Raw genomic sequence first — 234 nt, 5'->3', positions numbered from 1 at the left:
CGGAATGCCATCATCTTCCACATCAGCTGCGCCAACATAGCGGCCCGGAGTCAGCACAAAATCATTAGCTTTAATATCTTCAACCGTCGCTGATTTGCTAAAGCCTGCTTTATCTTCATACTTCTCTACTTTGCCGTCACCACGTTCAATACGCGCTTTGAGTTCTGCGTCATCGCAGCGCCATGCATGGTATGTATCAGCAATTAGCGCGATATCGTCTTTAGTCAGTTCTTT

The 234-nt window shown here is 46.6% G+C and carries 1 protein-coding gene; it reads right to left on the bottom strand.

The window, feature by feature from the left end:
- Window positions 1-234, bottom strand: a 234-nt coding sequence (locus AB4486_RS28580) for an N-6 DNA methylase (RefSeq protein ID WP_372120207.1), incomplete at both ends; no start/stop codon positions are given.

This window comes from Vibrio sp. 10N.222.55.C6 (genome assembly GCF_041473395.1).
Lineage (GTDB): Bacteria > Pseudomonadota > Gammaproteobacteria > Enterobacterales > Vibrionaceae > Vibrio > Vibrio crassostreae_C.
The sequence above is the reverse complement of the archived record's forward strand: the minus strand, read 5'-3'. Positions and strand labels throughout refer to the sequence as shown.